A 22509-nucleotide genomic window follows, 5' to 3' on the forward strand; every position below is an offset into this window, starting at 1 on the left:
GCTTACTCAAGCCAGATTAGTGATGCCATCCTACCGGTTTGTGATTCACGCCGGTAGGAGAAATACAAGTCCGATTGGGAATAAGTACATTCCCCACCTCCGTAAATACTCCCTACTTCTACACCTGCCTTTTCAAGTCTGATTCGGGCGAGTTGATAGATGTCTGCTAAATATTTTCCGTTTGTTTTGACACTAAAAGCTGACTCAGACTCTTGATGGCTATCCACAAAAGCCTGCTTCACTTCTGAACCAACCTCAAATGCCTGTGGCCCGATTGCAGCGCCTAACCAAACCATGATCTCCTTTGCATCGCAATTCATACTAGCGATCGTAGACTCTAAAACACCTGAGGCAAGTCCGCGCCACCCAGCATGAGCCCCGGCAACTACGGTATCTTGGCGATTACAAAACAAAACGGGCAAGCAATCCGCGGTCATAATGGCGCACACCTGTTTTGCTTGATGTGCAACGATGGCATCTGCCTCATCACCATTCGAGGCAGTGGAATGGTCAAGCACGGTAGTACCATGCACTTGCGTCAGCCACACAGGTGGGTTAGGTAATGCTAATTGGTCAATCAGCAAGCTGCGATTCTTATCGACATGCTGTGGCTTATCCTGAACGTGATCACCCAGATTCATACTGTCAAACGGTGATTCACTCACGCCACCGGAACGCGTCGTCATTACTGCTTTCACAGCGGATGGTGCCGGCCAGTCAGGATAGAGAAAACCACTCACAAGACGATCACTCATCGCCTGACTCTCCCATCAAAACCGCGAGCAGCTCTTTCATATCATCAGGCATTTCGGCCTCAACACTTAAAGGCTCACCAGTGATTGGATGGTCAAGGCTTAACCTGGCCGCATGTAATGCTTGTCTTGGAAACTGTCTCAACGCATTACACTTAGCCTCCCCTAAACCACTGGGAATTCTGAGTCGGCCACCATAGGTCTTATCACCCACTAATGGGTGATGCTTCCAACTAAAATGCACACGAATCTGGTGCGTTCGACCTGTTTCCAGATGCACCCTGAGCAAAGTGTGCTTATCCATACGTTCTTCGATACGGTAGTGCGTAATCGCATGCTTGCCACCCTCTTCCAGCACCGTCATTTTCTTACGATCCCGAGCATGACGACCAATATTCCCTTCAATAGTGCCACCAGAAATTAGCTCACCACAGACCAGCGCCTGATATTCCCGGCTGATCTCGCGCTCCTGTAGTGCTTCAACCAAGGCATGATGGGCTTTTAAATCTTTAGCGACCATCATCAGTCCCGTCGTATCTTTATCAAGGCGATGGACAATACCTGCACGTGGCAACTCATTCTGATGATCATTATGTGCCAATAAGGCATTCATCAATGTACCGCTCCAGTTTCCGGCGGCAGGGTGCACCACCAATCCAGCTGGTTTATTCAGAATCAGTAAATAGTCATCCTCATAGCGAATATCCAGCGGGATGTTCTCGGGTTGAAAGTCAGAGCGCTGAATTGGCATGGCACGAATGACGATCGCTTCGCCTCCTCTGACTTTTTCTTTTGCCACCATGACACGACCATCAATGGTAATATCACCGGCTTTTAGCCACTTCTGTAGTTGACTGCGCGAGTAGTCCGGGCAGAGATCGGCCAAAACCTTGTCAACACGCTGGTTGAAGCTGGATTCAGGGACAATGAGTTCAATAATTTCCACGTCTGACATTGATGGTCTATAATCACGTTGCTAGATAATGCAGGGATTATACGGCATATCATCTCGTTCATGTCGTAATTCAGCGAGCATGCAGTGTATAATTGTTATTAAGGTTGACGGGGAGCTTGCAGTAATGTGTTTAGACAGTGTGTTCCCACCAATAATCATAAATATGAGTCACAAACTATGAACCGATGGAAACTTTTGGCAGTAGCCTCTCTCGCCATTAGCCTCAGCGCTTGTTCTATGCTGAGTCAAAACAAGGAAGAAAAAGCAACAGCTGCTGTTGAGTCTAATGTCAGCGCTGAACAATTATTAAAGCAAGGTCGCGCAAGGGCTTCAGAAGGCAACTATGAAGCGGCTATCAAGCAGTTCGAAACGCTTGAAGCGCGCTATCCACTAGGTAAATATGCTGAGCAGGCTATGTTGGAGTCTGCATATGCTTATTATAAATTCGACGAGCCTGATACAGCGCTGGATACACTTGACCGTTTTATGCGGATGTACCCGCGCAGTTCACGTGTAGACTATGCGCTATACCTGCGCGGCTTGGTTAACTTCAATCGCGGCGGCAGCATATTAGACCGTGTATTCCCAAGAAGCTTTTCTGATCTGGACGGCGTGCGTAAGAAAGAAGCATTCCATGACTTCCAGAAGCTACTAACGCGTCATCCTAACAGTAAGTACGCACCAGATGCCGCCAAACGTGTTGGCTACCTTCGTAACTCTTTGGGTGCCAGCGAAGTGAATATTGCAAAATATTACATGAGGCGTGGTGCTTATTTGGCTGCCTTCAATCGTGCGGAATACACGATCAAAAATCATCAGGGTACGCCGGCGATTATTGGTGCATTGCAAGTTAAAATCTGTGCCGCTCGCGCATTGAAGCGTGAAAACTTAGCCAGTGACACGATGCGTGTATTAAAGCTGAACTTCCCTAAGCAAACTAATTTTAGCTGTAAGTTCTAAGCACTACGGAATTGCGTGATAACAAAAGGCCGCAAGTTAACGCTTGCGGCCTTTTGGTTTTTATATATAACCACGCTCAGCGAAAGACACCACTTCATCACCAATAATAAAGTGGTCCAACACCCTCACATCCACCATACCCAATGCATCTTTTAAACGATCAGTAATGCGGTGATCAGCCTGACTGGGCTCTGCAACACCCGAGGGATGGTTATGCGCAAAGATGGTAGCAGCGGCATTATGATGGATTGCGCGACGTATCACCTCTCGGGGGTGGACACTAGCGCTATCAATGGTTCCCCGGAACATTTCTTCATACTCAATCACCCGATGCTTGTTGTCCAAAAATAAACAGGCGAACACCTCATAGGGATACCCCCTGAGTCGATGACACAGATAACTGCGAACTGCATTCACATCAGTCAGTGCATCGCCCCGCTTTATATGCTCTTCCAGATAACGACGGCTCATTTCAACAACGGCTTTAAGTTGTACGAACTTTGCCTGCCCAAGACCTTTACTTTGACAAAATCGCGACTCGTCGGCGCTTAGTAGCTCACGTAAGCCACCGGCATCACACAGAATATCCCGTGCTAAATCAACCGCACTTTTGCCCTTAATACCGGTTCTGAGGAAAATTGCTAACAACTCGGCATCACTCAAAAACTCGGGACCTCGTGCCAATAGTTTTTCGCGTGGTCTGTCTTCAACTGCCCAGTCTGTAATTGCCATAGAGTTATCCTGAATATTTTTTGTTATCATTTAATTATGAACAAACTATCTTCTAAAAACATACTTGTAGGGATAAGTGGTGGCATTGCTGCTTATAAATCCGCCGAACTCATCCGTCTGTTTAAAAAAGCGGATGCCAATGTCAGGGTCTGTATGACTAACGGTGCACAAGAATTTATTACTCCGCTGACTTTGCAGGCATTGTCGGGAAACCCTGTCCATTCAACGCTGCTAGACCCCGATGCTGAGGCTGGTATGGGTCATATCGAACTGGCTCGCTGGGCTGATTTATTAGTGATTGCACCAGCGACTGCCGATTTAATGGCCAGGATGCGTGCAGGCATGGCGGATGATTTACTGACCACTTTAGTTTTGGCCAGCAATGCACCTGTGCACATTGCACCGGCGATGAATCAGCAGATGTGGGCCCATCCTGCGACGCAAGATAATGTTGCAGAGTTAGCTAAATACCATCACATTCATGGACCTGCGGCCGGTGAGCAAGCTTGCGGAGATGTAGGTTATGGGCGAATGCTGGAGCCACAAGAGATTGTGGATGCGGTGGTTGGCACACTCAACCAAACGATAAATACGAGTGACGTGGAGCAACAACTAGCGGGTAAGAGAGTATTAATTACTGCTGGCCCAACCCGTGAGCCACTCGACCCTGTGCGCTATCTGACTAACCGAAGCTCCGGTAAAATGGGCTATGCAATCGCAGAAGCTGCCGCGGCAATGGGCGCTGAAGTGGTGCTTGTCTCTGGCCCGACACAACTCTCGGTATCAGACCATATCAAACGGGTGGATATTGAAACGGCTGAGCAGATGTTGTCTGCGGTTACTTCAGAAGTGGAAAACTGCGATATATTTATCGCGGCAGCGGCTGTTGCTGATTATCGCTTAAAAGAAGTTGCGACAAAAAAGATGAAAAAGCAGGGTTCTGGACTACACTTGGAGCTAGAGCAAAATCCGGACATCCTGGCAACGACGAGCATTGCCAATCCTGATCTGTTCACCGTGGGCTTTGCCGCAGAAACCAATGACGTCATTGAATACGCCACTGGAAAGCTCAAACGCAAACAACTGAATATGATTGTTGCCAATCAGGTCGGCATTAATAAAGGCTTTGATAAAGACAGCAATCAAGTTGATATTTTAACGGCAGATGGTGAACACATCACCCTACCAGAGATGAACAAAAAACAACTCGCATTCGACATACTGGACATTATTTGCCAGACCTATCACAAGGAAAAACCACACGCTTTATGACGCCTACAATTGACTACAAAATACTTGATCCGCGGATTGGTGACTCGATTCCTCTACCGACTTATGCTACTGATGGCTCTGCAGGTATGGACTTGCGAGCCTGTATTGATGCGGATTTAACCATCGAGCCGGGCCAAACCGAGTTAATCCCGACAGGATTAGCAATACATATTGCAGATCCCGGCATTGCAGCGACCATTTTGCCTCGCTCTGGCCTAGGTCATAAACACGGCTTGGTGTTGGGCAACTTAGTAGGCCTGATTGACTCTGACTATCAGGGCCAATTATTTATCTCTTGCTGGAACCGTAGTCAGAAAGCTTATACCGTTGAATCAGGTGACAGGATCGCACAGCTGGTATTTGTGCCAGTATTACAGGTCTCATTAAATGCTGTGGACTCTTTTGATGGCAGCGAACGCGGAAGTGGCGGTTTTGGTCACTCAGGCAAACAATAAGCTCAACCGCATTACTAAAACAAATTACAAAAATAAACCTAAGATAAAAAAGCCCTGACCCCCGTGGGAGTAACAAGATGACAAGACCTATTCAAGCAGAGATTTTTCGTGCCTATGATATTCGTGGCAAAGTAAACGAAGAGTTTTTTCCACCAGACGCCTACGCTATCGGTCTGGTGATAGGTCACCGTGTGCTCGCAAGTGGTCGCACAACAATACTACTAGGGCGGGACGGTCGTTTAAGTAGTCCGGAAATAAAAAAACATCTACAGTCAGGCCTGTTAGCGTCTGGCTGTGATGTCATTGATCTGGGACTCACCCCAACACCTGTCGCTTACTTTGCAATAAGCCACTTACAAGTGGTTGATGCCGTTATCGTCACCGCGAGTCATAACCCCGGTCATTACAACGGTATTAAAATGGTGATTAATAACGCACCATTATCCAAGGAAGAAATTCAAGACATCTACAGTTCCATCCACGAACAACAATTTGGTGTTGCAGAGCAAGTCGGTGAACTCTCTCAGTTTGACACCATTCTGGAGGATTACACTGCAGCCGTGGTGGGCAATGTAACTCTGAAAAAGTCAATGAAGATTGCAATTGATTGTGGCAATGGTGTGACCTCATTACTGGCTGAGACCTTATTTAAACAATTGGGTTGTGACGTAACACCACTGTTTTGTGAACTCGACGGGCACTTCCCTAACCATTCACCTGATCCGACAGAGCCAAAAAATTTAATCGCTCTGCAAGAATTAGTGATTCGTGAAAAGCTGGATCTTGGTATTGCCTTTGATGGCGACGGCGACCGGGTCATTGCCGTCGATGGCAATGGTAAAATACTCTGGCCTGACCGGATTATGATTCTGCTGGCACAACAAATCCTTCAGCAACAACCTAAAGCTGTTGTGGTGTGTGATGTAAAGTGCAGCTACCTACTCAGTAAAGCCGTACAAGATGCTGGTGGGCAGATCTCATTATGTCCAACAGGTCATTCACACCTGAAGAAACAGGTACGTGAACTTGATTCTCCTCTTGGTGGCGAATTCAGTGGTCATATTATCTTAAGAGACCGTTGGTCGAACTTTGACGATGGCTTATATGCAGCCGCCCGTTTGTTAGAAACACTCTCTGAGAATGAGAAAAGTTGTACTGAGGTATTTTCCGGACTCCCGGAAAACCACAGTACACCAGAGTATCGGCTAAGTCTTGCCAATGCAGCCGCAGCACAAACCTTACTTGGCACACTCATTCGTGACGCTGACTTTGAAGATGCTAAACCCTGTTTTATTGATGGTATGCGGGTTGATTACTCTGATGGCTGGGGACTGATGCGCGCGTCCAATACGAGTGCTGATTTAACATTTCGCTTCGAAGCTGCCACCGCACAACGCCTGGAAGCCATCAAACGGCCATTCCGTCATTTATTGAAACAAGCCGGAATAAAAGCTGATTTGCCCTTCTGATTGTTCCATAATGGTCGTTTTTAAATGATTCAAAACGACCATTATGACCGACACGCACACCCATAACGACATCGGAAATATACTGACCGAAGCGCTTCCTTACATCCAACGTTATTCTGGCAAAACGATTGTTATCAAATATGGTGGCAATGCGATGACCGACCCGAAACTGGAGCAAGGCTTTGCGAAAGACATCGTTCTACTAAAACAAGTAGGGATTAACCCGGTCATAGTGCATGGTGGCGGCCCACAGATAGCTAACCTGCTAAAGCAATTGGGCAAAGAAAGCCATTTCATTGATGGCATGCGAGTCACCGATACCGAGACTATGGATGTGGTACAGATGGTATTGGGTGGTCTGGTCAACAAACAGATTGTTGGCATGATCAGTCAGGCCGGTGGGCGTGCGATTGGTTTAACCGGTAAAGATGGCAACCTTATCAAAGCTAAAAAGCTGAATCTGGAACGCAAAGCAATCGCTGATCAGCCATCTGAGATTATCGACTTGGGCCATGTCGGAGAGATCGTTAGCATCAACACTTCCATCATAAACGTATTGGAAAACGAGTCATTTATTCCGGTCATTGCTCCTGTGGGCATGGGTGAAGATGGCACATCCTACAACATCAATGCAGACATTGTGGCTGGCCAGATCGCCGCATCACTTAAAGCTGAGCGCTTACTGCTACTGACAAACACGCCAGGCGTTTTAAATAAACAGGGTGAATTACTGACGGGTTTGAACACACAAGATATCAGTGCGCTGATTGATGACGGGACGATTCAGGGTGGTATGTTGCCGAAGGTCAGCTGTGCACTGGATGCAGCGAGTGCAGGCACTCAGTCGGCGTGTATTATTGACGGCCGTGTCGAGCACGCCGTACTGCTTGAATTACTGACAGATCAGGGCATTGGTACCCTAATTCGCCAGTAAAACCATAAGCTTAAATGGCCTGTTCAACAACGTCGTTTGTTGATTCTGGCATTTGCTGAAGTGGAATCACCTCATCAGCAGATGGCGGCAAATGCCATTGGCCATCTCTTAACTCAAATTTACCGATATCGTCATTCCAGACAAGACGGTAATTATAAAACTGTGGATTTGAGATCCTGTCGGTCTCGTGAGCATTCACGACGTATACATGCTTTGCATTGAGCATGTAGTTAGCACCAGCATAAACAATACCCGGCACAGCAATTAAGAATGCCAGATATAACATAATCTTCTTCATAGCCATCTCCTAACGCGGTGTTTATAGTCTAAGTACGATTGTCCAAATTTCTTAGTCAACGTTTGTTCTTCCGGGATAATCTGCTGAGTTGTCACCAATACAACAAACAACGGTAATCCCACTACTACTGATACGCTGCCAAACCAAATCGAGATGCCGGCAAGCACTAATAACATCCCTAAATACATCGGATTTCGTGTGTACTTGTACAAACCAGTCTCTACAATACTTTGCGAATTATCCGGTCGTAAGGGGTTGACGGTAGTTTTTGCCTTCCAAAACAAAGCAACAGCTAACAAGTCAATACATAAGCCCACGCCAATAAGTACAAATCCCAACTTATTCCAAGGCTCAACAAGCCATTGATAAACCGGAAAATAGTGATGTAGCAACCACATGATGGCAGCAACAGACAATGCGTACACTGGTGGTGGTATCTTAAGTTTTAACATGTCAGCCCTATACTCGTTCTATATGGTCAGACCACGCTTATAAACATTTGTTCACGTGACATACTGGCAGCTAAACGCTAGCTAGCCAATCATCATTACAAATATTTACATTGTAAAATCGGCTCACCTGGTGTCAGCAAGCAGATCGTGGAATGCTCGTTATGTGTATTTTCGTCATTAGATTGTGACAGTTTTGACGGCTACAATAAAAACACCGTCGGTCAGCTTCACGATAAATGAACAATATTAAATATTTCATGGGCTGACCATGGCGTAGCAATGGTTTAGACTTCGTTTGTAAAATCTACAGTTCCATATCCTCTAACCCATAACTCAAGTTTAATCTATGAACGCCCAACCTTCTATACGCTTACCCTTTTTCATCGGCTTTATTCTGTGTCTGTTGATGCTTGGATTTGCCTTATTCAGCCAGCATTACTTAGGCCTTGAGCCTTGCCCGCTGTGTATTTTTCAACGAGTCGCTGTGATGGCACTCGGTTTGGTCTTTCTGTTGGGCGCACTGCATAACCCGGCGACCAGCTTCGGCCGTCGTGCCTACGGACAGTTAGTCATTCTTGCTGCACTTTGTGGCGCAGCCATCTCCGGTCGTCACTCTTGGTTGCAGCACTTACCACCGGAAAAAGTCCCTGAGTGCGGACCTGGCCTCTCATACTGGTTGGATAATTTACCAATCACCTCAGTGTTCAACAAAGTATTTGCAGGCTCTGGCGAGTGTGCTGAAGTTGAATGGTCACTGTTTGGTTTGAGTATGCCGGAGTGGGTTCTGATTACATTTGTCGTATTTGCGCTTTACGGACTCAAAGTACTCATCAAAGGCCGCTAACTAGTGATACAATTGCCCCATTCGGTTTGACTTAAGAGGAAAATACCATGGATGTCATGGATAGAATTAAAAGTGCAGTAGACGAGAACCCGGTAATCATCTTTATGAAAGGCTCTCCAAAGCTGCCTCAGTGCGGTTTTTCTAGCCGTACCGCTCAGGCCTTAATGGCGTGTGGTGAAGAGTTTGCTTATGTTGATGTGATCCAAGATCCTGAAATCTTTCAGAATCTTCCACGTTTTGCTGACTGGCCAACATTCCCGCAGGTTTATGTTGCTGGCGAACTAATTGGCGGCTGCGACATCACTTTGGAAATGTTTGAAAGTGGTGAGCTACCAAAGATGATTAAAGAAGCGCGTACAGCTGCAGGCTTAGAAATTAACGAGCAAAGCGCATAATACGCCTGGCTTGATTGGTTCGTGAGTCTCTAAAGCCTCGTTTTTTACGGGGCTTTTTCTTGCCTGAAAATAATTTACTGCAAGCAGCGCACTACTGCTAAGTTGCACAAAATCTGCAAATTCTCCTCATCACTCTACAACATCTGATCCATAAACTACTCCTATTCATTCACAGGAGAGCCTCATGGAAATAATTTTCTCAATATTTGCACTGGTCGTGTTAGCCGCAATCGGCGTCGGCAGTGTCATGGTGTTACTTTTTTTCGCCCGCAAAATGGGACTGATTTCACCCCAAACGGCTACTCCGGCCAAAACGGAAGCATCGGGTGATTGGCAAGCAACTGAAACCAGCCCGAGTCAAGGATTTCAGCTACCAAAGCTAAAAGGCATCAGTCAGTCTCTGATTACCCGGTTTGTTTTAGTTGCAATCCTCAGTCTGCTGATGAACATCCCTCTCAATATGGTTGAGAGTGTGGTGCGCGAACGCGGCCAGCTTTACAACTCTGTTTTAAACAGTATCGCTAGCACCTGGGGTAAGCAACAACGATTATCCGGCCCTACACTACTCATCCCCTATACCGAGAAATTCGTTACTGAAAACACACTGACGGATAAAGATGGTAACGAGCGCAAAGTCAATAAAACCAGCTACAAACAACGCACCGCTATCGTGCTGCCTGAGAGTCTGGACATTAACAGTGATCTGAAAGGTCATGAGCGTACGCGTGGTATCTACAAGTCACTGGTTTACAGTGCAGACTTATCACTCAAAGGTCATTTTAAACGACCGGATATCGAATCTTTATCCAACTATATTGATGAGATTCACTGGGAGAAGGCCTGGGTTGCGCTGGGAGTGTCCGACACCAGAGCAATCAACAAAGTGTCAGCCCTGCGCTGGTCGGATCAACGTCTGGATTTTGAACCGGGCACCCGTGTCACTTCGCTGATTCAACAGGGCTTTCATGCCCCTCTCAGCATAGACAAGACTCAATCACGCTTTGAGTACTCACTGGATCTTAATATAAACGGCAGCAGTGGATTCTACTTTGAGCCTTTTGCCAAGACGACCGATGTAAAAATCACGTCTGATTGGCCACATCCGAGCTTTCAGGGCAGCGTTTTACCGACAGAACGAAGCATTACTGACAATGGCTTTGAGGCACATTGGTCGATTCCGCATTTAGCCAGAAACTTTCCTCAGATGTGGATTGTTGAGACTCAGCAATTTAATGTGCATGAGTTTAGTGCCGGTGTGAATTTATTCGAGCCAATCTCACTATACTCACAAATTACCCGCACGATTAAATACGGCATTCTGTTTATTGCACTGACCTATATTACCTTTGTGATTTTTGAGCTTGGTATTCAGAAGCGCTTGCATATCGTGCAATACGGCGTGATTGGTTTAGCACTAACAATGTTCTACCTGAGCTTGCTTTCACTGGCAGAGCATATTGATTTTATGCGCGCATATATTGCCGCAGCAGCTCTGATCAGCATTATGATTAGTCTCTATGCCTACTCTGCCGTACGTAGTTTATCCAGAGCCGGACTGGTGTTTGTATTACTCAGTGGTTTGTACTTCATTCTGTACTCATTGCTAAAGCTGGAAGATTACGCCTTACTGGTGGGAACAGGACTATTATTATTAATTCTCGCTGTCGTGATGTATTTCACCCGCCACATTGGTAACGATAAAGACGCCTCTGAGAACCCTGTAACTCCTGAAGTTGATACCCAAAGCATCGATAGTGACGCGAACAGCAGTGATCATTCACCCAAGGAAAACAGACTGGACACTCCAGACTCTCTCGGTTAACCACTAGGCGAAAGCCATACGCACTCTTACCCGCAGTCGGCGATGGGTATTCGCATCCAAGCTGTCTGCGGGGAGTATCACAACAAAACTCCCCGTAGGTCCTTTGAAGTTCAGCACTATCAACAACGGACTGACAAAGCTAGTTGGTAGCAAGTCGACTAGGTGCCACTTCTCACCAGCTAACACAGCCCACTGCTTCTCAGCATCTTGATTGATTTCCAGGACTGACTTGGCTAACGATTGCCAATAGTGCAACTTAAGATAATAAGCAGCGACCAAACCGAGCATACAAACCGGTAAGCAGAGCCAGAACCAAGCTAATGGTGTAAAGAAAACCACTGTTGCTGCAATTAATAACAACGGCATCACAATTAATAAGACAACACCTAAACTGCCTTTGATATCCAAACGCAATGGTGCAGTAAACGGTGATTCTAAAATCATGGTGAAGCGTGTGAGCTAGCTTTTGTAATCAACAACAGTTTGTAAATGATGCAGAACTTCTTCACGCGAGCCGTTAAACACAATGCGTTCGCTTTTCTTTGACATTTGATAATCGTACATCGGATCGTAATAATCCAGTAGCAACTCACCAAACACATTCGCAAAAGCGGCATAGCCCTGATTATCCGATAGTTGCGCCACTGCGCTTTTCATTGATTTCTGCATACGGGCATAGCGCTCACCACCCAGACGTTTTTGTAGTTTTGCCAGACTTCCGAGTAAATGTTCTTCAAGCTTGCCTAAGCCCTCAGCATCACCAAACTGATCGCAGTAGTCCTGATGAATATCGCAGGCATATTCCTGCACCGTGATATCAATTCTATCCTGATCCGATACCACCAGATTCACCACCGGTGACTGTGACATCTTCTCATGCATGACGGGCGGGACATGCAGCGAACCGACATTTCGGCTTTCATCTTCAATCACGATAGTGGTGAAACCTGCTGCTTCAGCTTTGAGCAAAGCCACCGCGACGTTGTTTTCGAAATTGATCTGAGTGGGCTGAGGTGTCGTAGTATTACCAAATGCAGAGCCGCGATGATTCGCGATGCCTTCTAAATCGATACTGTTTTCTAGTTTTTTGAGTAAGCGTGTTTTACCCGTACCACTGCGCCCACTAAGCACAATGATATTCATCTTCTCGACGATACGTTCAGTGCTATCAATCAGGAAGCGTCGCAGTGCCTTGTATCCACCTTCTACCCGAGGGTAATCAACGCCACAATCGTCGATAATCCATTGCTGAGTGGTACGCGAACGTAAGCCACCACGAAAACAGTAAAGCACGCCGTTAGGGTGAGTCTGCACAAATTCACACCAAGCTTTCAAACGAGCAGTTTTTATCTCACCACTGACCAGTTTGTGCCCCAATACGATTGCAGCATCCTGACCCTGCTCCTTGTAGCATGTACCAACGGCAGCACGTTCTTCATCGCTCATCAGCGGCAGACTGTGCGCATTAAAAAAACTGCCTTGCGTAAATTCTACTGGCGCACGTAAGTCAATCATCGGGATCTCATCGAGAAACAAACGTGCAAAATCGGTTTCAGTCAGGGTATTTGGCATGTTTTATATCGCTCTGTGACAGTCATCAGATAGTTTAAGATCACCCATGTAGACTCACATGAAGCAAAAAAGATCGCATTATACATCATGCCATTGACGGATTGATGTATTTTGCAAATGGTTGCGGTAGACTTCGCGCATGAACGAACTATCCCCAAATACAACAGCTAAAAGCCCTGCTGACACCCGCGTTATTGTCGGAATGTCTGGCGGAGTAGACTCTTCTGTAACTGCCCTGCTGCTGCTTGAGCAAGGCTATCAGGTTGAAGGTCTGTTTATGAAAAACTGGGAGGAGGACGATACGGAAGAGTATTGTACTGCAACGGTTGATCTGGCAGATGCACAGGCGGTTTGCGATAAAATCGGTATTCCACTGCGAACAGTCAATTTCTCAACTGAATACTGGGATCATGTGTTTGAGTATTTTCTGGAAGAATATAAAGCCGGCCGCACCCCAAATCCAGACATCATCTGTAACAAAGAAATCAAGTTCAAAGCATTTCTGGAGTTTGCCGTCGACTTAGGTGCGGACTATATTGCGACAGGTCACTACGCTCGCGTGGGTCGTCGTGATGACGATGTGCAACTGCTGAAAGGACTTGATGACAATAAAGATCAAAGCTACTTCCTCTATACATTAGGGCAAGAACAGCTATCACGTACCCTGTTTCCAGTCGGTGAACTCGAGAAAAGTAAAGTTCGTGAATATGCCGAAAAAGCGGGATTAGTCACGGCTAAAAAGAAAGACAGTACTGGTATTTGCTTTATTGGCGAGCGTAAATTTCGCGACTTCCTACAGCGTTTCTTACCAGCACAACCGGGTGAAATAATCACTCCGGATGGGGATGTCATTGGTACTCATCAGGGTCTGATGTATTACACACTCGGTCAGCGGCAAGGCTTAGGCATCGGTGGTCTGAAGAACTCAAATGATGATCCGTGGTTTGTTGTTGACAAAGATTTAGAGAAGAATCAACTGATTGCCGGACAAGGTCATCTTCATTCGCTGCTCTTGAATAAACAACTTGTGACCTCACAATTACATTGGGTCGCCGGTAAACCTCCTGCAGATAGTTTTCGCGCGAAAGCTAAGATTCGTTATCGTCAGCACGAGCAAGCGTGTGTCGTTAGCCGCATTGATGATGAGCAGTGGTCGGTTTGTTTCGATGAGGAGCAACGCGCCATCGCACCCGGACAATCTGTGGTATTTTATCAGGATGATGTCTGCCTTGGTGGCGGTATCATCGACAGCATGCAAAAGCAATGCGGCTAGTATTGCACTCTTTTTAACGTTTAATCAGGCACTGACTAACATTGGAACATTCAACTCGAAACCGGACTATCGCCCTAGCGGCCCTTTTTCAATGCATCGATGGCGTCATTCAACTTGCCAATAACGGTACGTGTGACGAAGACCTGTTGAAATCCTGCATTAACAGTATCTTGATTGATGATGCAATTAGCGCTGAAGCGCTTTACGGCGGTTTAGATCAGTTGAAACCAGGTTTATCATCGATGATGTACCAGCTGGGTAGTGGCCAAACTGACCCAAATGGTCGCGGCAAACAGCTTGATGCAACACAGTACTCAATCAATGTTCTGGCATTGGAAAAGAAGCTATCCCGCAATCCGGAAGTGTTTAGAAAGCTTATGGATGGAATTGCTGAAGCGCAAAAGCAACTGGAATTCTACCCTGACCCTACCCACACAAACATGATCGCGCGATTGGCAGACCTATATACCAATACCATCAGTACACTCGGTCCTCGCATTATGATCAAAGGCGACCAGAATTATCTGACGAATACCGAGAATGCAGCCAAGATGCGTACTCTGTTACTGGCAGGTATTCGTGCAGCGTTGTTGTGGAATCAGGCTGGTGGTAGTCGTTGGAAGCTGTTATTTGAGCGTGGCAAAATGCAGCGCGAAGCAGATAATTTACTGAAGCGTATATAAGCTATTTCACCTCTGAATCGATCTTAAAGTCTGGTGCTAACGAGGCATCAGACTTCGCAACTGCAAAATTCATCGTTCTAGTCACAAACGTTCTCTTTACAACTCATTTCACGGCAAAACATTAAAGTGGTTAGTAAGTCGTTGAGGGATGTCTGGTAACAAAGATTACATAACTCCTACAATTTCCCAACAGACTTAAGATAAGCTAATTTCTATCATGACTTCTTCAGACTATAAATAGAAGAGAGGTCACTGATGTTATCCCCCACACGAATTAACTCCGCTTCAACTCATAAATCCATCTTAAGCTTAGCCTTGCTTCTCGCCATCATATTTTTAATAAACGGCTGTGCAACGCTCAACAAAAATGATTGCCGTGAAGGTAATTGGGCTGGGATTGGTTTTAACGATGCGGTTGCAGGCTTGAGGAGTGATATTCAACTCAACAGCCACATTAAAGCGTGCTCACGTTACAAAATAGGTCATGATCAAATAGCCTATGACAACGGTTATAATCGCGGCTTACAACAGTTTTGCACACAAAGCAGCGGCATGCGATACGGCTCGGATAACAACAAGTACTACAATATCTGCCCTGCCCATTTGAAAAGTGACTTCTTAATTGGTTATGTTTCAGGGCTAACTTTATCAATAAATCATCTTCAAAATGAGATAGAGGACTTACGGCACGAGAGGCGCAAAAAAGACAGAAAGTTGTCAACGCTAGGAAAAGAAAACCGCAAAGACAAAAAGAGTCACAAAGAGATTAAAAAGCTAAAAGATAGCATCGAGAATATCGAGGACAACCTCACATCGAAACGTTCAACGCAAAATGATTTACGTGCCTGGTACTCGCTATGGTCACGCCAGATTTAATCAGGCTAATCGTGTGGCTCCGTGATTAAGATACTCATGCGCTATTGAATCAGTGTTGAAGATAGCCTGTATTTCACCAGCAACAGCTTAATCGACGGCTCAAATGAGTTGGGTGCGTAAACTTATGCCGCACTCAACTCATCAGACCCCGCCAGTAGCAAACTTAAGTCCAACAAAGCAACCCACACTCTGCCGTCACCTTTGTTGTCAACCTGACTTAAGCCTTTGATTAAGCGATCAACCTCGACCGCTTTTTCAGTAATTCGAATCCAGTCAGCGCTTTGCAAACGGCGAAGCGCGGGCTGCAACAATTTTTGCCGTGGCTTGGGAATTTTACTCATCGCCTGTTGTTCACCACCGCCATTTCTCAATACATGACTGGCTTCGGATAACTGCGTGACTAAGTCATTCACTACCCACAACACTAATGGCGTCGCAGTGCCTTCCTGACGTAAATGATAAAGAATATGCTGCACGCGTCGGCTATCTGCTGAGGTAATCGCGGTAGACAAATCAAACACACTGAAGCGTGCACTATCACTCACTGATGCTAAGACTTGCTCTTCGCTGATTTCAGATTCACCAAATAGCAATTTAAGTTTGTCGATTTCCTGAGCAGCAGCCAGCAGATTACCTTCTACACGTTCAGTCAGTAAACGAACTGCTTCTTGTGTGGGCTGCATGCCATTTTGACGTAATCGTTTAGCCACCCAACCTAAGGTTTGAGCCAGTGATAAGTCCCAGAACTGCACCATCACACCCGCATTGGACAACGCTTTAACCCAGGCACTGTTTTTTTGCCGACCATCCATGCGCTGACAAGTAATCAAGAGAATTTTATCTTCAGGAAGACGTTTGACGTATTCGACTAAGGCTTTGCTGCCTTTTGCACCAGGGGATTGTTTTTCTAATCTCAGATCCAGCACTTTACGCTGACTAAATAACGACATTTCATCAGCGGACTGACCCAGTGATGACCATTCAAAACCAGTTTCGACGCGTAAAATTTCGCGCTCGGTATAGCCCTGCTTTCGGGCAATTCGCCTGATTGCGTCCGCAGCTTCCATCATTTGTAATGGTTCATCGCCACTTAACAGATATACCGGGCTCAGAGGTTTATCTGACCCTAGCAAGCGCATCAACTGGTCTGCCTGAACATTCATTTAACTTGCGCCGCCCTTTTTCATTTTTTTACCGGCCTCAGCACGTTGCTTGCGCACCTCTTTAGGATCAGCCAGCAATGGCCGATACAATTCAATACGGTCTTTTTCCCGCAGCACCTGCGTTCGCGGTGCCACTTTGCCAAACAAACCTGTTTTTAGGGTACTCAAATCTAATTCCGGGTAATGTTCCTGAATGCCCGACAGGCTGATGGCCTGCTCCACCGTTGTCCCTTGTGGCACCATAAAGCTGAGCAAGGTTTGGTGCTCCGGAAGGGCGTAAACTAATTCTACCCCGATCTCAGGTGTGACTGATGTAGTGGTGTTGTTATCAAGCGTTTCCATAGACCACCTTTGCACGTTCTACGAAGGAATCCACGAAGGTATTGGCAACCTGATTAAACACCGGACCAATCGCCATACCGACGATACGATTAGAAAATTCAAACTCTAAATCAAAGGTGACTTTGCAGGCATTCTCAGAAAGTGCATCAAATCGCCAGAAACCCTGTAGTTTTTTAAACGGGCCATCCAATAAAGTTAATTCAATTAAATTCGGTTTGTGTAAGGTATTTTGCGTGGTAAATACCTTATTTATAGCGCCTTTTTGTATCGTGACAGACGCCTGAACATGCGACTCATCACGTTTATGTTCCTCTGCACCGCCACACCAGGGTAGAAACTGAGGGTAAGCAGATATATCATCGACCAGTTGGAACATTTGCTCTGCACTGTAAGCAACCAATGCACTGCGGTTAATGCTGGGCATATAAAAACTTTTCCTGAATAATGTACTGCTGAAAATTATCAACGAATTGCGGTATCGAATAACACCAAGCTAAGGGTATAATACACGGATGGCTAAGAAGCAAAAGAAAAAAGGGCATGGTGGTTTAACAATCGCGTTGAACAAAGTTGCACGTCATGAATACTTCATTGAAGACACTTATGAAGCTGGCCTTGTGATGGAAGGTTGGGAGGTTAAGAGTCTCCGCGAAGGCAAGGTGCAGCTTAAAGAAAGCTATGTCTTTATGAAGAATGGCGAGGCCTGGCTCAACAACGCACACATTTCACCACTCAGTACCGTATCCACCCATATTACAGCGAACCCACTTCGCGCACGTAAGTTATTACTGCACGTTGAAGAACTGATTCGCCTGGGGGCAGCGGTCGAACGCAAGGGCTATACCATTGTCCCACTAGCTTTATATTGGAAAAATAATCGGGTGAAACTCGAAATTGGCTTAGGTAAAGGTAAACAGCTGCATGACAAACGCGCTACCGCTAAAGAGAAAGATTGGAATCGCGACAAACAGCGCATGCTGAAAAACACCTAAAGTATTAACCCCAGATAACACACTATATATGACTGATCATACTGCCGAAGAACTAGACTTGTCTGCGTTTCAACAATTGCCCAAGCTTGAGCAGTCGTTATTGCACCTACTGTCAGTTATATACGCACCGACAGCGGCAACCCCGCTGGCAATTTGTGCGCGCAAGGTTGATATCAAAAACCCTGCGGGTGATGAAAGCTTTAATTTGCATAGCCTCAAACCTGTTCTGCAAGGTTTGATGGACAAGGGTTGGATTACCAGTGGTATCAATCGCTTTGCCTGCTGTGCACAGCTGCGTGAGCAGATAACACTGGACGCTATCAATGCAGGCGTATTCGAAGAATATTCCAAACAGATTCTGGAAGCTTTTGAGCCTCGTCAGGTTGATGGCATGGTGACCTGGCAAGACTTGGAGCACGGCATCTCATATGCGCGTATTCATCTGTATCGGGGTGACCGCAGTAAACTACGTCAGACACTGCTCAGTGTTTACCAACAATTCTCTCAAACCGAGACGCCACTGGATGCCAAGGGGTTCTACGAACCAATCTTTGGCACACCGCCCGATCCCCAAATTATGGGGGCATTATCGCCTGAAATTCTTGGCGATGCGTTTAAGGATCTTGCCCACTCTGGCATGCAGAAATTGCAGGACTTGCAACCATTGTGGGAGTTACTCCAAAAGAACAAATCTGAGAACCCGACTGATAGTGTTGATGATCAAATTCTGGAAACCCGCACGCTATATTGCCTGCTCACGGGGCAACTGAGTGCTTTAAACACTGATTACCGTGGCCCGGACATCAGCCCTGCCCGTAAGCTTTTCAACAGCATTCAGCAACTGGTACACGAAGGAAGTAATGCGGCTGTTTCCTCTCTGACCGTGGATGACATCGAAGCGATCGTAAACCTTGATCATGAGCTAACTGTTTTGCCACTGTTGGCGATGACAAACAGTGAAGAGTACGCTCAACTGCAGCTGGCGCGCACCTTATTAGTCAAACAGCAACATTCCTCAGTCCATATCTTACTGCAGCAATATCTCGACTCGCTGGGCAGTGGCGTATTTAGCATGAAAGCACCTAATGAAGAGCAGGAGCAAGGACAACTGGATCTGTTATTGCTTTGCTTGCTGAGCCACTGGTTAGGACAGACAATTGACGAAGGGTCACTCAAAGACCTGCAGAAGCGTCACGCGCTATCAGTGGATGCGAACTACCATTGGTTAGCGGCTGAATACGCACAGGCATTAGCACTACTTGGTCCTCCGGAAGCACGTGATGACTATGCTGCGATGGCAAAACAAGTGCATGAACAACTCGGTACATCAACCTTGTTTGATTTAGTTCAGCCCAAAGCAAAGTGGGAACGCGCGTTAGATGCTCTAAATATGCTGGCGGATCATCAGATTCAATCGGTTCGTCATAGCGAAGAACGGTTGATTTGGCTGCTGGATAAAGATTCTCATGACAACTACAGCCTGTCACCAAAGATACAAAAGCGTAAAGCAACCGGTGGTTGGTCAAAAGGACGCACGCTTTCGTTGAGTCGCCTAAAGCTGGAGTACACCGAACTCAGCCACCTCAGCGATAAAGATATCGAACTGTGCAATCTGATACAGCATCGCCCTGACTTTGATGCACACACCGGCGCGGCAACCAGTTATATCGATATGAATACTGCGTGGCCAGTATTGGTAAACCACCCTGCTCTATACTGGGATCAATCACGATTTACTCCGCTTGAAGTCGTACAAAGCGAATTCGAATTATTGGTTAATGAGGAAGGCGACAAGCTGCGTATCAGTTTTTACCCGCCTGTATTTACCAGCAAGGCTCATGATCAGTATGTATTACAAAAAGAAACCCCGACTCGTCTGTGCATCTACCGCAAGAATGAGCAAGTCATGCGCTTGCACGATATCCTGTCACAAGGACTATTGATTCCCCGGGAAGCCGAGGCACAGCTGCGTGAAACGCTTAGTTCTCTGGCACCGATGATCAGCATTCAGTCTGATTTGGAAGGTGTGGTGGATGCCGAACCGGTTGAAGCAGACTCACGCATACACGCAAACCTTCTGCCATATGGAGAAGGCCTGAGAGCGACCTTACGGGTAAAACCATTCGGTAACTTTGGTCCGCTATATCCACCGGGACAAGGCCGCAAAAAGCTCGTTACTGAACACTACGGTGAAAAATACCAAACAGAACGTGATCTGGCACTTGAAACGGAACGTCAGGCTTCAATCACTGAGGGCAGCTTAGTACTGACTCATGATGAAGAAGACTATGACGATGAATATCTGATTGATGATCCTCAGGACTGTTTAGAGCTATTAGAGCAACTGCGCGAGTTGGGCGATGAAGTTGTGATTGCATGGCCTGAAGGGGAAGCGCTGCGCGTTGAGTCACGTATTGATGGCAGCAGCATGCGACTTAACATCAACAAGTCAGATGACTGGTTTCAGCTGGATGGCAGCTTGGTAATTAACGATGATCTCGTGCTAACGCTGCAGCAGATTCTCGACTTATCTAAAGCCAGCAATGGACGATTTATTGAGCTAGGTGATGGCGAGTATGTTGCACTAACTAAGCAACTGCAAAAGAAACTGAACGCACTGCATAGCTTGTCAGAAACGCATGATGGCCAGATCCGCATTAGTAGTTTGGCAGCTTTGGCGCTTGATGAGTTAACTGAAGACATCGGTGAGCGCATCGTTGATGATGCCTGGATCGCGCATCTGGCCAAGTTGGAATCACTAAAAGATTTTACACCAGCCATTCCAGACACGCTGGATACAGAACTTCGCGACTATCAGGAGCAAGGTTATCAGTGGTTATGTCGTCTCGCTGAATGGGGCGTCGGCGCATGTTTGGCTGATGACATGGGTTTGGGTAAAACCATTCAAACCTTAGCACTAATACTCAATCGTACTGAACAAGGGCCAAGTTTGGTGGTAGCTCCTACTTCAGTGTGTAATAACTGGATGTCGGAGACTGAAAAATTTGCTCCCAGCCTAAACCCGATTTTCTATCGCGGTAAAGACCGTAGCGGCATACTTGAAAATGCAGGCCCGCAAGATCTTGTTATCAGTAGTTATGGCTTGCTACAACAAGATGCTGAGCAATTCATCAGTAAACAGTGGACTACGATCGTCTTGGATGAGGCGCAGGCGATTAAGAATGTGGGTGCCAAGCGTACCCGTACAGCACACCAACTCAAATCTGATTTCCGCTTGGTAACCACCGGTACGCCTATTGAAAATCACTTGGGTGAGCTGTGGAGTTTGTTCCGCTTCCTTAATCCGGGTTTGTTACATACTCAGGATCAGTTTATGAAGCGCTTTATGCTGCCGATTGAGCGCGATAAAAACAGTGGCGCACGTGAGGCACTGAAATCGTTGATTCAGCCATTCATGCTACGACGGACTAAGTCACAGGTATTGAATGAGCTACCGCCGCGGACTGAAATCACACTTGAAGTTCCACTCAGCGAAGGCGAACGTGCCTTGTATGAAGCGGTTCGTCTGCAAGCGATCGAAGGGCTTGAGCCGGGTGAGAAAGAAGGTGGCGGCGATCATTTGAAGGTATTGGCGGCGATTACACGCCTTCGTATGGCCAGTTGTAATCCTCGCTTGGTCATGCCGGAAACAACCCTGCCGAGTAGTAAGCTTGAGCAGTTCGCGACATTGCTGGATGAGTTGTTAGAGAACAATCACAAGGCATTGGTGTTTAGCCAATTCGTAAAGCACCTGAGCTTGATCCGTGAGCATTTGGATCACGCTGGCATCAGTTATCAATATCTTGATGGCAGTACCAGCATGGCCCAGCGTAAAGAACGTGTGGATGCATTTCAGGCCGGTGAAGGTGATGTCTTCCTGATCAGCCTGAAGGCTGGTGGTTCCGGACTCAATCTGACAGAAGCTGACTATGTAGTACATATGGACCCATGGTGGAACCCTGCGGTAGAAGACCAGGCTTCTGACCGTGCGCATCGTATAGGCCAGACCCGTCCTGTGACAATTTATCGTTTAGTCGCTGAGAACACTATCGAGCAGAAAATCATTAAGTTACACCAGCAGAAACGTGATTTAGCCGATAGTCTATTGGATGGTAGTGACATCAGCGGTAGCTTGAATGCTAAGGAAATGTTGGCGCTGATTCGGGATATCTAAGAATTAATATCATGTCTTGGCTTTTAACCAGCATGTGGCAAATTACTTGCTGGTTGAAGCTACAGCGCTCATGGTGCTCCAGATGTATCGTGAC

The 22509-nt window shown here is 46.4% G+C and carries 23 protein-coding genes; 13 read left to right on the forward strand and 10 right to left on the reverse strand.

Annotated features, from left to right (window positions below; genetic code table 11):
• Positions 1–2 precede the first annotated feature (2 nt).
• Together pgeF and rluD are read right to left on the reverse strand one after the other, a co-directional pair.
• A complete protein-coding gene (gene pgeF / locus DKW60_RS10000; RefSeq protein ID WP_181389647.1) occupies positions 3–755 on the reverse strand; it encodes a peptidoglycan editing factor PgeF in 753 nt (250 codons plus the stop codon).
• Positions 748–1707 carry a 23S rRNA pseudouridine(1911/1915/1917) synthase RluD gene (gene rluD, locus DKW60_RS10005; RefSeq protein WP_109837511.1) on the reverse strand — a complete coding sequence of 320 codons (960 nt, stop codon included), beginning with the start codon at positions 1705–1707 and terminating at the stop codon, positions 748–750. Before rluD ends, pgeF begins: the two co-directional genes overlap by 8 nt.
• Before the next feature lie 177 nt (positions 1708–1884).
• On the opposite strand from rluD, the gene DKW60_RS10010 reads away from it, so the two are divergent.
• Entirely contained in the window at positions 1885–2667 is a 783-nt protein-coding gene (locus tag DKW60_RS10010) for an outer membrane protein assembly factor BamD (protein WP_109837512.1), read from the forward strand.
• 60 nt (positions 2668–2727) lie between these two features.
• Here the strand turns inward: DKW60_RS10010 and radC are convergent, their stop codons facing one another.
• Complete coding sequence (radC, locus tag DKW60_RS10015; protein WP_109837513.1) at positions 2728–3399, reverse strand: RadC family protein; 672 nt, start codon at positions 3397–3399, stop codon at positions 2728–2730.
• A gap of 36 nt (positions 3400–3435) precedes the next feature.
• Between radC and coaBC the strand changes: the two genes are divergently transcribed.
• The 4 genes from coaBC to argB all read left to right on the forward strand — a co-directional run bounded on the left by coaBC (position 3436) and on the right by argB (position 7529).
• Positions 3436–4671 carry a bifunctional phosphopantothenoylcysteine decarboxylase/phosphopantothenate--cysteine ligase CoaBC gene (gene coaBC / locus DKW60_RS10020; protein ID WP_109837514.1) on the forward strand — a complete coding sequence of 412 codons (1236 nt, stop codon included), beginning with the start codon at positions 3436–3438 and terminating at the stop codon, positions 4669–4671.
• Positions 4668–5126 (forward strand): dUTP diphosphatase, encoded by a 459-nt coding sequence (gene dut / locus DKW60_RS10025; RefSeq protein WP_109837515.1) that lies wholly within the window; start codon positions 4668–4670, stop codon positions 5124–5126. Before coaBC ends, dut begins: the two co-directional genes overlap by 4 nt.
• A gap of 77 nt (positions 5127–5203) precedes the next feature.
• Positions 5204–6595: a phosphomannomutase/phosphoglucomutase gene (locus DKW60_RS10030; RefSeq protein WP_109837516.1), complete on the forward strand. Its 1392-nt coding sequence runs from the start codon at positions 5204–5206 to the stop codon at positions 6593–6595.
• A gap of 43 nt (positions 6596–6638) precedes the next feature.
• Entirely contained in the window at positions 6639–7529 is an 891-nt protein-coding gene (argB, locus tag DKW60_RS10035; RefSeq protein ID WP_109837517.1) for an acetylglutamate kinase, read from the forward strand.
• Between the two features lie 10 nt (positions 7530–7539).
• On the opposite strand, the gene DKW60_RS10040 is transcribed toward argB, so the two are convergent.
• Positions 7540–7827, reverse strand: coding sequence for a hypothetical protein (locus tag DKW60_RS10040; protein WP_109837518.1), 288 nt, complete (start codon positions 7825–7827; stop codon positions 7540–7542).
• A complete protein-coding gene (locus DKW60_RS10045) occupies positions 7824–8279 on the reverse strand; it encodes a methyltransferase family protein (protein ID WP_109837519.1) in 456 nt (151 codons plus the stop codon). Before DKW60_RS10045 ends, DKW60_RS10040 begins: the two co-directional genes overlap by 4 nt.
• A 346-nt stretch (positions 8280–8625) precedes the next feature.
• Between DKW60_RS10045 and DKW60_RS10050 the strand changes: the two genes are divergently transcribed.
• From DKW60_RS10050 to creD, 3 genes are all read left to right on the forward strand, one after another.
• On the forward strand, positions 8626–9123 hold the full coding sequence (locus DKW60_RS10050) for a disulfide bond formation protein B (protein WP_109837520.1): 498 nt from the start codon (positions 8626–8628) through the stop codon (positions 9121–9123).
• A gap of 47 nt (positions 9124–9170) precedes the next feature.
• The gene (gene grxD / locus DKW60_RS10055) at positions 9171–9518 is read left to right on the forward strand and encodes a Grx4 family monothiol glutaredoxin (protein ID WP_109837521.1); all 348 of its coding nucleotides are present in this window, start codon (positions 9171–9173) and stop codon (positions 9516–9518) included.
• Between the two features lie 184 nt (positions 9519–9702).
• The gene (creD, locus tag DKW60_RS10060) at positions 9703–11340 is read left to right on the forward strand and encodes a cell envelope integrity protein CreD (protein WP_109837522.1); all 1638 of its coding nucleotides are present in this window, start codon (positions 9703–9705) and stop codon (positions 11338–11340) included.
• A 3-nt stretch (positions 11341–11343) separates the two neighbouring features.
• On the opposite strand, the gene DKW60_RS10065 is transcribed toward creD, so the two are convergent.
• Both DKW60_RS10065 and mnmH read right to left on the reverse strand, forming a co-directional pair.
• The gene (locus DKW60_RS10065) at positions 11344–11784 is read right to left on the reverse strand and encodes a protein YgfX (protein ID WP_109837523.1); all 441 of its coding nucleotides are present in this window, start codon (positions 11782–11784) and stop codon (positions 11344–11346) included.
• 15 nt (positions 11785–11799) lie between these two features.
• On the reverse strand, positions 11800–12912 hold the full coding sequence (mnmH, locus tag DKW60_RS10070) for a tRNA 2-selenouridine(34) synthase MnmH (RefSeq protein WP_109837524.1): 1113 nt from the start codon (positions 12910–12912) through the stop codon (positions 11800–11802).
• A 139-nt stretch (positions 12913–13051) separates the two neighbouring features.
• On the opposite strand from mnmH, the gene mnmA reads away from it, so the two are divergent.
• The 3 genes from mnmA (at position 13052) to DKW60_RS10085 (ending at position 15744) form a co-directional block, all read left to right on the forward strand.
• Positions 13052–14185 carry a tRNA 2-thiouridine(34) synthase MnmA gene (gene mnmA / locus DKW60_RS10075; RefSeq protein WP_109837525.1) on the forward strand — a complete coding sequence of 378 codons (1134 nt, stop codon included), beginning with the start codon at positions 13052–13054 and terminating at the stop codon, positions 14183–14185.
• Between the two features lie 41 nt (positions 14186–14226).
• On the forward strand, positions 14227–14868 hold the full coding sequence (gene hflD / locus DKW60_RS10080; protein ID WP_109837526.1) for a high frequency lysogenization protein HflD: 642 nt from the start codon (positions 14227–14229) through the stop codon (positions 14866–14868).
• Positions 14869–15123: 255 nt separating this feature from the next.
• Positions 15124–15744: a DUF2799 domain-containing protein gene (locus DKW60_RS10085; RefSeq protein ID WP_109837527.1), complete on the forward strand. Its 621-nt coding sequence runs from the start codon at positions 15124–15126 to the stop codon at positions 15742–15744.
• A gap of 122 nt (positions 15745–15866) precedes the next feature.
• On the opposite strand, the gene holA is transcribed toward DKW60_RS10085, so the two are convergent.
• The 3 genes from holA to DKW60_RS10100 are packed head-to-tail and all read right to left on the reverse strand — an operon-like array spanning position 15867 to position 17673.
• Positions 15867–16907, reverse strand: coding sequence for a DNA polymerase III subunit delta (holA, locus tag DKW60_RS10090; RefSeq protein ID WP_109837528.1), 1041 nt, complete (start codon positions 16905–16907; stop codon positions 15867–15869).
• Positions 16908–17249, reverse strand: a complete 342-nt coding sequence (locus DKW60_RS10095) for an RnfH family protein (protein ID WP_109837529.1) — start codon at positions 17247–17249, stop codon at positions 16908–16910.
• Positions 17236–17673 carry a type II toxin-antitoxin system RatA family toxin gene (locus DKW60_RS10100; RefSeq protein ID WP_109837530.1) on the reverse strand — a complete coding sequence of 146 codons (438 nt, stop codon included), beginning with the start codon at positions 17671–17673 and terminating at the stop codon, positions 17236–17238. The genes DKW60_RS10095 and DKW60_RS10100 overlap by 14 nt, the downstream gene beginning before the upstream one ends.
• 88 nt (positions 17674–17761) lie before the next feature.
• Between DKW60_RS10100 and smpB the strand changes: the two genes are divergently transcribed.
• Positions 17762–18241, forward strand: a complete 480-nt coding sequence (gene smpB, locus DKW60_RS10105) for an SsrA-binding protein SmpB (RefSeq protein WP_109837531.1) — start codon at positions 17762–17764, stop codon at positions 18239–18241.
• 28 nt (positions 18242–18269) lie between these two features.
• Positions 18270–22415, forward strand: coding sequence for a DEAD/DEAH box helicase (locus DKW60_RS10110; RefSeq protein WP_109837532.1), 4146 nt, complete (start codon positions 18270–18272; stop codon positions 22413–22415).
• Positions 22416–22509: the final 94 nt, after the last annotated feature.

It is taken from the genome of Leucothrix pacifica (genome assembly GCF_003172875.1).
GTDB classification, from domain to species: domain Bacteria; phylum Pseudomonadota; class Gammaproteobacteria; order Thiotrichales; family Thiotrichaceae; genus Leucothrix; species Leucothrix pacifica.

Coding starts and splice junctions, on each gene's coding strand:
- pgeF (WP_181389647.1), bottom strand. CDS start 755: ATGAGTGATCGTCTTGTGAGTGGTTTTCTCTATCCTGACTGGCCGGCA.
- rluD (WP_109837511.1), bottom strand. CDS start 1,707: ATGTCAGACGTGGAAATTATTGAACTCATTGTCCCTGAATCCAGCTTC.
- DKW60_RS10010 (WP_109837512.1), top strand. CDS start 1,885: ATGAACCGATGGAAACTTTTGGCAGTAGCCTCTCTCGCCATTAGCCTC.
- radC (WP_109837513.1), bottom strand. CDS start 3,399: ATGGCAATTACAGACTGGGCAGTTGAAGACAGACCACGCGAAAAACTA.
- coaBC (WP_109837514.1), top strand. CDS start 3,436: ATGAACAAACTATCTTCTAAAAACATACTTGTAGGGATAAGTGGTGGC.
- dut (WP_109837515.1), top strand. CDS start 4,668: ATGACGCCTACAATTGACTACAAAATACTTGATCCGCGGATTGGTGAC.
- DKW60_RS10030 (WP_109837516.1), top strand. CDS start 5,204: ATGACAAGACCTATTCAAGCAGAGATTTTTCGTGCCTATGATATTCGT.
- argB (WP_109837517.1), top strand. CDS start 6,639: ATGACCGACACGCACACCCATAACGACATCGGAAATATACTGACCGAA.
- DKW60_RS10040 (WP_109837518.1), bottom strand. CDS start 7,827: ATGAAGAAGATTATGTTATATCTGGCATTCTTAATTGCTGTGCCGGGT.
- DKW60_RS10045 (WP_109837519.1), bottom strand. CDS start 8,279: ATGTTAAAACTTAAGATACCACCACCAGTGTACGCATTGTCTGTTGCT.
- DKW60_RS10050 (WP_109837520.1), top strand. CDS start 8,626: ATGAACGCCCAACCTTCTATACGCTTACCCTTTTTCATCGGCTTTATT.
- grxD (WP_109837521.1), top strand. CDS start 9,171: ATGGATGTCATGGATAGAATTAAAAGTGCAGTAGACGAGAACCCGGTA.
- creD (WP_109837522.1), top strand. CDS start 9,703: ATGGAAATAATTTTCTCAATATTTGCACTGGTCGTGTTAGCCGCAATC.
- DKW60_RS10065 (WP_109837523.1), bottom strand. CDS start 11,784: ATGATTTTAGAATCACCGTTTACTGCACCATTGCGTTTGGATATCAAA.
- mnmH (WP_109837524.1), bottom strand. CDS start 12,912: ATGCCAAATACCCTGACTGAAACCGATTTTGCACGTTTGTTTCTCGAT.
- mnmA (WP_109837525.1), top strand. CDS start 13,052: ATGAACGAACTATCCCCAAATACAACAGCTAAAAGCCCTGCTGACACC.
- DKW60_RS10085 (WP_109837527.1), top strand. CDS start 15,124: ATGTTATCCCCCACACGAATTAACTCCGCTTCAACTCATAAATCCATC.
- holA (WP_109837528.1), bottom strand. CDS start 16,907: ATGAATGTTCAGGCAGACCAGTTGATGCGCTTGCTAGGGTCAGATAAA.
- DKW60_RS10095 (WP_109837529.1), bottom strand. CDS start 17,249: ATGGAAACGCTTGATAACAACACCACTACATCAGTCACACCTGAGATC.
- DKW60_RS10100 (WP_109837530.1), bottom strand. CDS start 17,673: ATGCCCAGCATTAACCGCAGTGCATTGGTTGCTTACAGTGCAGAGCAA.
- smpB (WP_109837531.1), top strand. CDS start 17,762: ATGGCTAAGAAGCAAAAGAAAAAAGGGCATGGTGGTTTAACAATCGCG.
- DKW60_RS10110 (WP_109837532.1), top strand. CDS start 18,270: ATGACTGATCATACTGCCGAAGAACTAGACTTGTCTGCGTTTCAACAA.